Here is a 6,080-nt window from a genome sequence, read left to right as displayed (position 1 = left end):
ACCGCCACGGCCCGCCCCGGCGCCACCGGCGCGCAGGCCCAGCGCACGAAGCTCAGCGTCAGCTCGTACGACAGCGGCACCCGGCGGGCCGTCATCTCACCCGACGGCGGCGCCGACACCCGCTCCCCCAGCCCCTCGGCCTCACCCTCACCCTCCGCTTCGCAGTCGCCCCGTCGCACCGCCGTCGGCGACGTCATCGCCAGCGCCCCCGCCCCCGGCGCCCCGCACGGTCTCCTCGCCGAGGTCACGAAGGTGATCGGCGAGACCGCCGAGGGCACGGAGGTACAGACCGAGCCCGCGCAGCTCAACGCCCTGCTCGGCGACGACACCGCCAAGGGCAGTGTGCCGGTCGCCCCGGCCGCCTTCGCCGTGGACGAACTGCTGCCCGATGTCGACGTGTCCTGGTCGAAGACCGGTGACGTGCACGTCGGCCCGGAGGGCGCGACGGTCCCGCTCGGCAGCCTGCGGCTCGACGTGCGCGCCGACCTGCCGACCACCCGGGCCGGCACGGCCTCGGCGAGCACGTCCGCAGCCGCGTCCGTCTCCGGGTTCGTGCAGATCGCCCCGCGGGTCGACTTCCGCTACAGCGGCGAGGGCGCCGCTGCCGCACCCGCCTCGGCCTACCTGGGCGTGTCCGGCGACTGGAGCTCGGGCTGGGCGCTCACGGGCCGGGCCGACGCCTCCGCGACCCCGGCGCGGATCCCCTTCGCCACCCTGCACGCCGACCCCGTGCTCCAGGTCGGCCCCGTCCCCGTCGTGGTCAACCTGGACCTGACCTGCTATCTCCAGGTCAGCGGCGACGGCCGGATCACCGTCGACGTCGAGCAGCAGGTCACGGGCGACTTCACGGCCGGCGGCACCTTCGGCCCCACCCAGGGGTGGACCCCGGTCAGCTCCTCCGACATGACGAGCACCCCGGTGCGTACGTCCGTCACCACCGCCGGCGGCGTCAAGGCGGCCCTGGGCGCCGAGGCCAGCGTCGGACTGTACGGCACCGTCGGCGTCGTCGCCGACCTGGCGCCCTACGTGCGCGGCGAGGCCACCGGAACCGTCACCGGTACCGACGACAGGTTCGAGGCCGACGGCTCCTGGGCGGTGTACGGCGGGGTCGACCTGACCGGCACCCTGAGGCTGCAGCTGACGATCTTCGGCACCCCGGTGTTCCGGCGGGACATTCCCCTGGGTGCCCTGCACCGCGAGTGGCCGCTCGCCGGCAGCGACACCCCGTAGCGCCGACGGTCACGGTCGGACGCGTCGGTCAGGCCGCGCCGCCGGGGACCCATCCCTGGCGGCGCAGCACCGCCGGCACGTCCGGCGCCTCGTAGTGCTCGCCCTTGAGGACCTTGCCGTCCGCTCTGCGGGCGATCTGTCCGTCGGGGCCGAGCTTGGTCATGTTGGACCGGTGGATCTCGGCTATCACCGCGTCGAGGTCGATCCCGTGCACCAGAGCCGTGCCGTACGCGACGTAGACCACGTCGGCCAGTTCGTGCGCCAGGCGGTCCAGGGGGCCGCTCACCGCCACCTCGGCCACCTCGGCCGCCTCCTCGGCGAGCAGCTCGCCCCGGTGCGCGGCGAGTGCGGGCGACACCTCCGTCGGCGTACCGCGGGCGTCGAGACCGAAGGCGAGGTGGAACTGACGGACCAGCTCGGCGGGCGAGGAACTCATGCACCGACTGTAACGACGGCCACTGACAATCCCTCCGCCACCGCCACCGTGCGGCCCGCCCTGGCCAGCTCGCCGCCCCACCTGGCAGGATCGCGCGCATGTCCAAGGTGTTCCCTCCCATCGGCAGGCGCCGGGCCCTCCAGGGCGCGGGCGCCGCCGTCGTCGTCCTCGGGCTGCTGCTGTGGTGGCTGCTGCCCCTGGGCGAGGATCCGCCGAGCGGCAGGATCACCTTCAGCACGGGCACCACGAGCGGCGTCTACTACGAGTACGGCAGCCGGCTGCGCACCGCGCTGGCCGAGGACATGCCCGACCTGGACGTGAACCTGACCGCGAGCAACGGCTCCCAGGAGAACGTCGCGCGCGTGGCGACCGGCCAGGCCGACTACACCATCGCCGCGGCCGACGCGGTGGAGACGTACGAGAGGGAGCACCCCGGCGCGTCCGCCCGGCTGCGCGGGGTCGCCCGGCTGTACGACGACTACGTGCAGCTGGTCGTGCCGCGCGACTCGGACGTGCGGTCCGTGGCGGACCTCGAGGGGCGCACGGTCGCGACCGGGCTGCCCCGCTCGGGCGTGCGGCTAATCGCCGAGCGGGTCCTGAAGGCGGCGGGCGTGGATCCGGCGAAGGACATCACGGCGGTGTCGGAGGGGATCGACACCGGCCCCGAGCGGCTGAAGCAGGGGAAGATCGACGCGTTCTTCTGGTCCGGCGGAGTGCCGACGGCCGGGCTGGAGAAGCTGGCCGACAGATTCACCTTCCGGTTCGTGCCGATCGACGCCGCGCTGGTGGCCAAGATGCACCAGCAGGACGACGCGACGGGCTACTACCGGGCCACCAACATGCCGGAGTCCGCCTACCCGACCATCCAGAACGGCTCCACCGTGCCGACGATCGCGGTGTCCAACCTGCTGATGACCCGCACGGACGTGGACCCCCGGCTCACCGAGTGGCTGACCCGGACCGTGATCAAGAGCCGTGACGGCATCGGGCGGCACGTCCACTCCGCCCAGCTGGTCGACCTGCGCACGGCCATCTACACCGACCCGCTCCCGCTGCACGAGGGCGCCCGGCGCTACTACCGCTCCGTCAAGCCGTAACGAGGCCGACGCCACCGCCGGCCGTCCTCGCCGCCGGCTCTCGGGCCACGACCACTGCCGGGACATCCCGTACGCCGGTTCTCAGACCACTGGCCTCGTCCTCGGCACGGACACCGTCACCTTCAGGCCGGTGGGCTCGTGGTGGTCGTACGCGATCGTGCCGCCACCGGCCGCAAGCAGGGCGCGGGAGATCGACAGGCCCAGGCCTGAGCCCTTGATGTTCTGGTGCCGGCCGCTGCGCCAGAAGCGGTCGCCCACGCGCGTGAGCTCCTCGTCGGTCAGGCCGGGGCCGTGATCGGTGACGACGACGGTCGAGGTCTCCCCCTCGACGGCGACCGTCACCTCGACGCTCTCGCCCTCCGGCGTGAACTTGACCGCGTTGTCGATCACCGCGTCCAGGGCGCTGGAGAGCGTGACGGGGTCCGCCCACGCCGTGGTGGGCGGGCAGTCCCCGAGCAGGCGGACGCCCTGGGCCTCGGCGGTGGGTGCCCAGGCGGCGACGCGCTCGGCGGTCAGCGCGCCGATGTCGGTGATCCGCAGGTCGGCCTCGGTGTGCTCGGCCAGGGCCAGATCGAGCAGGTCGTCCAGGACGTGGGCGAGGCGCTTGCCCTCGTTCTGCACGGACGCGATCTCCTCATTGCCCTCCGGGAGCTCGTAGGCGAGCAGTTCGATGCGTAGGAGCAGCGCCGCGAGCGGGTTGCGCAGCTGGTGCGAGGCGTCGGCGACGAAGGCGCGCTGCTGCTCCAGAACGTCCTCGACGTTGTCCGCCATCTCGTTGAACGACCGGGCCAGCCGCCGGAGTTCCGGCGGACCGCTCGCCACCGCGACCCGTGACTTCAGACGGCCGGTGGCGATGTCGTGCGTGGTCGCGTCCAGGACGCGGACGGGCCTGAGCACCCAGCCGGTCAGGCGCAGGGCGGCTCCGATGGCGAGCAGCATCGCGGCGCTCTCACCGGCGGCGATGACCAGCCAGCCGTGCAGGATGCGCGAGCGCATGGCCCCGGTGGGCGAGTCGGTGACGACGACCGCGACGACGTCGCCGTCCCGGATCACCGGGGACGCCACCACGAGCCGGTTGCGCTGCCAGGGCCACACCTGCTGGGGGTCGTGGCTGCGACGGCTCAGCAGCGCCTCCTCGAACGCTTCCCGCACCTCACCCTTTTCGGGGAGGTACCAGTCCCTCGGCGCATGAGCCATGGGGGTGTCGCTGCCGTAGAAGACACCGGCACGAATGCCGTAGACGTCGTAGTAGTTGACCAGTTCACGGATCAGGGCCGCGCGGCGCTCGTCGTTGGTCGTGTCCACCGGGTCCGAGTCGCCGGCCGGGACGGTGACGAACTGGGCGAGGGCGGCGAAGCGGGCCGTGTCGTCGATGCGGTCGACGACCACGTCCTGCTGCTCGGCGCCGGCCACGCTGACCGCCAGCGGCACACCGAGGGCCAGCAGCACGGCCGCCATCAGGACGATGAGCAGCGGCAGAAGACGTGTGCGCAACGATCCCCGCTAGGCCGGGGCGACGAGCCGGTAGCCGACCCCGCGGACGGTCTCGATCAGGGCGGGCATGCGCAGCTTGGCGCGCAGGGAGGCGACGTGCACCTCCAGGGTGCGCCCGGTCCCCTCCCAGCTGGTGCGCCACACCTCGCTGATGATCTGTTCCCGCCGGAAGACCACTCCGGGCCGCTGGGCGAGCAGCGCCAGGAGGTCGAACTCCTTGCGGGTCAGCTGGACGACGGTGCCGTCCACGGTGACGCGCCGGGTGGGCAGCTCGATGTGCACGGGCCCGAGCAGCAGCTCGTTCTCACCGGCCCCGGCCGCGTCCTCGGGGACGGTCCGCCGGCTGACGGCGTGGATACGGGCGAGCAGCTCACCGGTGTCGTACGGCTTCACGACGTAGTCGTCGGCGCCCAGGTTGAGGCCGTGGATGCGGGAGCGCACGTCGGCGCGGGCCGTCACCATGATGACGGGGGTGGCGGTGCGCTTGCGGATCTTGCCGCAGACCTCGTAGCCGTCCTGGTCGGGCAGGCCCAGGTCGAGCAGGACGACCCCGAAGCCGGGGCCCTCCGGGACGAGCGCCTGGAGCGCCTCCTCGCCACTGCGCGCGTGGGTGACGTCGAAACCGTGCCGCTTCAGGACCGCGGACAGCGCGGCGGCGACATGGTTGTCGTCCTCGACGAGCAGCAGTCTCATCCCGGCCTCCTCCGGTTCATCGGGCGTACCATCTGGTTCTGTACAAAGTCGTACGAGCTAGGCGTACGGTTTCGGTGGACGAAAAGCGCGGTGCACGCGCGCGTGCATCATGGCAGTCACGCTGATGGACGAGGACGCCGTCAAGTGGGTTCCGGTTGCGCGGGGCTTCCGTTATCCGCCCGATACGGTCCCAGGTCGTAAGTGCTACGACAGGTGTCCGATTGCTATCGGATCGTGATCCTCAGATTCCCCTCAGATGTAATGACGCTGGTCGCAGTGGTTACTACTGTCCTCCGCAACCGAGGAGGACGGAGCCCGAGAGCGATGACCGAAGTATCGGTGGCCAAGGAAGACGCGGCCGCGCCCGGAGAACTGGTCGTCCTGAAGAGCGTCAACAAGCATTTCGGCGCGTTGCACGTTCTCCAGGACATCGACCTGACCATCGAGCGCGGTGAGGTCGTCGTGGTCATCGGACCCTCCGGGTCCGGTAAGTCCACGCTGTGTCGCACCATCAACCGCCTGGAGACGATCGACACAGGCGCGATCACGATCGACGGGAAGCCGTTGCCCCAGGAGGGCAAGGAACTGGCGCGGCTGCGCGCCGACGTCGGCATGGTCTTCCAGTCCTTCAATCTGTTCGCGCACAAGACCGTGCTGCAGAACGTGATGCTGGGCCAGATCAAGGTCCGCAAGGCGGACAAGAAGAAGGCCGAGGCCAACGCGCGCCTCCTGCTGGACCGTGTCGGCGTGGCCAGCCAGGCCGACAAGTACCCCGCACAGCTCTCCGGCGGCCAGCAGCAGCGCGTGGCCATCGCGCGCGCCCTGGCCATGAACCCCAAGGTGATGCTCTTCGACGAGCCGACCTCCGCCCTGGACCCGGAGATGATCAACGAGGTGCTGGAGGTCATGCAGCAGCTCGCCCGGGACGGCATGACCATGATCGTCGTCACCCATGAGATGGGATTCGCACGATCGGCTGCAAACCGCGTGGTGTTCATGGCCGACGGCCGCATCGTCGAACAGGCTGCGCCAGACCAGTTCTTCAGCAATCCGCGCAGCGACCGTGCCAAGGACTTCCTGTCCAAGATCCTGCACCACTGACGGCGCCCCGCGCGCCCGTGACCAGCGTC

Annotated in this window: 6 protein-coding genes; 3 read left to right on the top strand and 3 right to left on the bottom strand. The window is 71.2% G+C overall.

Going from position 1 to position 6,080, the window contains the following annotated elements; genetic code table 11:
• Positions 1-1,230: hypothetical protein (locus BZL64_RS18565; RefSeq protein WP_086770317.1), on the top strand; the 1,230-nt coding region annotated here is incomplete at its 5' end.
• A 28-nt stretch (positions 1,231-1,258) separates the two neighbouring features.
• On the opposite strand, the gene BZL64_RS18560 is transcribed toward BZL64_RS18565, so the two are convergent.
• Complete coding sequence (locus BZL64_RS18560) at positions 1,259-1,666, bottom strand: pyrophosphohydrolase domain-containing protein (protein WP_086770316.1); 408 nt, start codon at positions 1,664-1,666, stop codon at positions 1,259-1,261.
• Positions 1,667-1,764: 98 nt separating this feature from the next.
• Here BZL64_RS18560 and BZL64_RS18555 point away from each other — a divergent pair, with 98 nt between their 5' ends.
• The gene (locus BZL64_RS18555) at positions 1,765-2,763 is read left to right on the top strand and encodes a TAXI family TRAP transporter solute-binding subunit (protein WP_086770315.1); all 999 of its coding nucleotides are present in this window, start codon (positions 1,765-1,767) and stop codon (positions 2,761-2,763) included.
• 81 nt (positions 2,764-2,844) lie between these two features.
• On the opposite strand, the gene BZL64_RS18550 is transcribed toward BZL64_RS18555, so the two are convergent.
• Both BZL64_RS18550 and BZL64_RS18545 read right to left on the bottom strand, forming a co-directional pair.
• A complete protein-coding gene (locus BZL64_RS18550) occupies positions 2,845-4,257 on the bottom strand; it encodes a sensor histidine kinase (RefSeq protein WP_086770314.1) in 1,413 nt (470 codons plus the stop codon).
• Positions 4,258-4,266: 9 nt separating this feature from the next.
• Complete coding sequence (locus BZL64_RS18545; protein WP_086770313.1) at positions 4,267-4,950, bottom strand: response regulator transcription factor; 684 nt, start codon at positions 4,948-4,950, stop codon at positions 4,267-4,269.
• 324 nt (positions 4,951-5,274) lie between these two features.
• Between BZL64_RS18545 and BZL64_RS18540 the strand changes: the two genes are divergently transcribed.
• The gene (locus tag BZL64_RS18540) at positions 5,275-6,051 is read left to right on the top strand and encodes an amino acid ABC transporter ATP-binding protein (protein ID WP_086770312.1); all 777 of its coding nucleotides are present in this window, start codon (positions 5,275-5,277) and stop codon (positions 6,049-6,051) included.
• The last annotated feature ends 29 nt before the right edge of the window (positions 6,052-6,080 follow it).

Source organism: Streptomyces bobili, from assembly GCF_002154575.1.
GTDB lineage: Bacteria > Actinomycetota > Actinomycetes > Streptomycetales > Streptomycetaceae > Streptomyces > Streptomyces bobili.
This window is presented reverse-complemented; position numbering and strand designations above follow the sequence as displayed.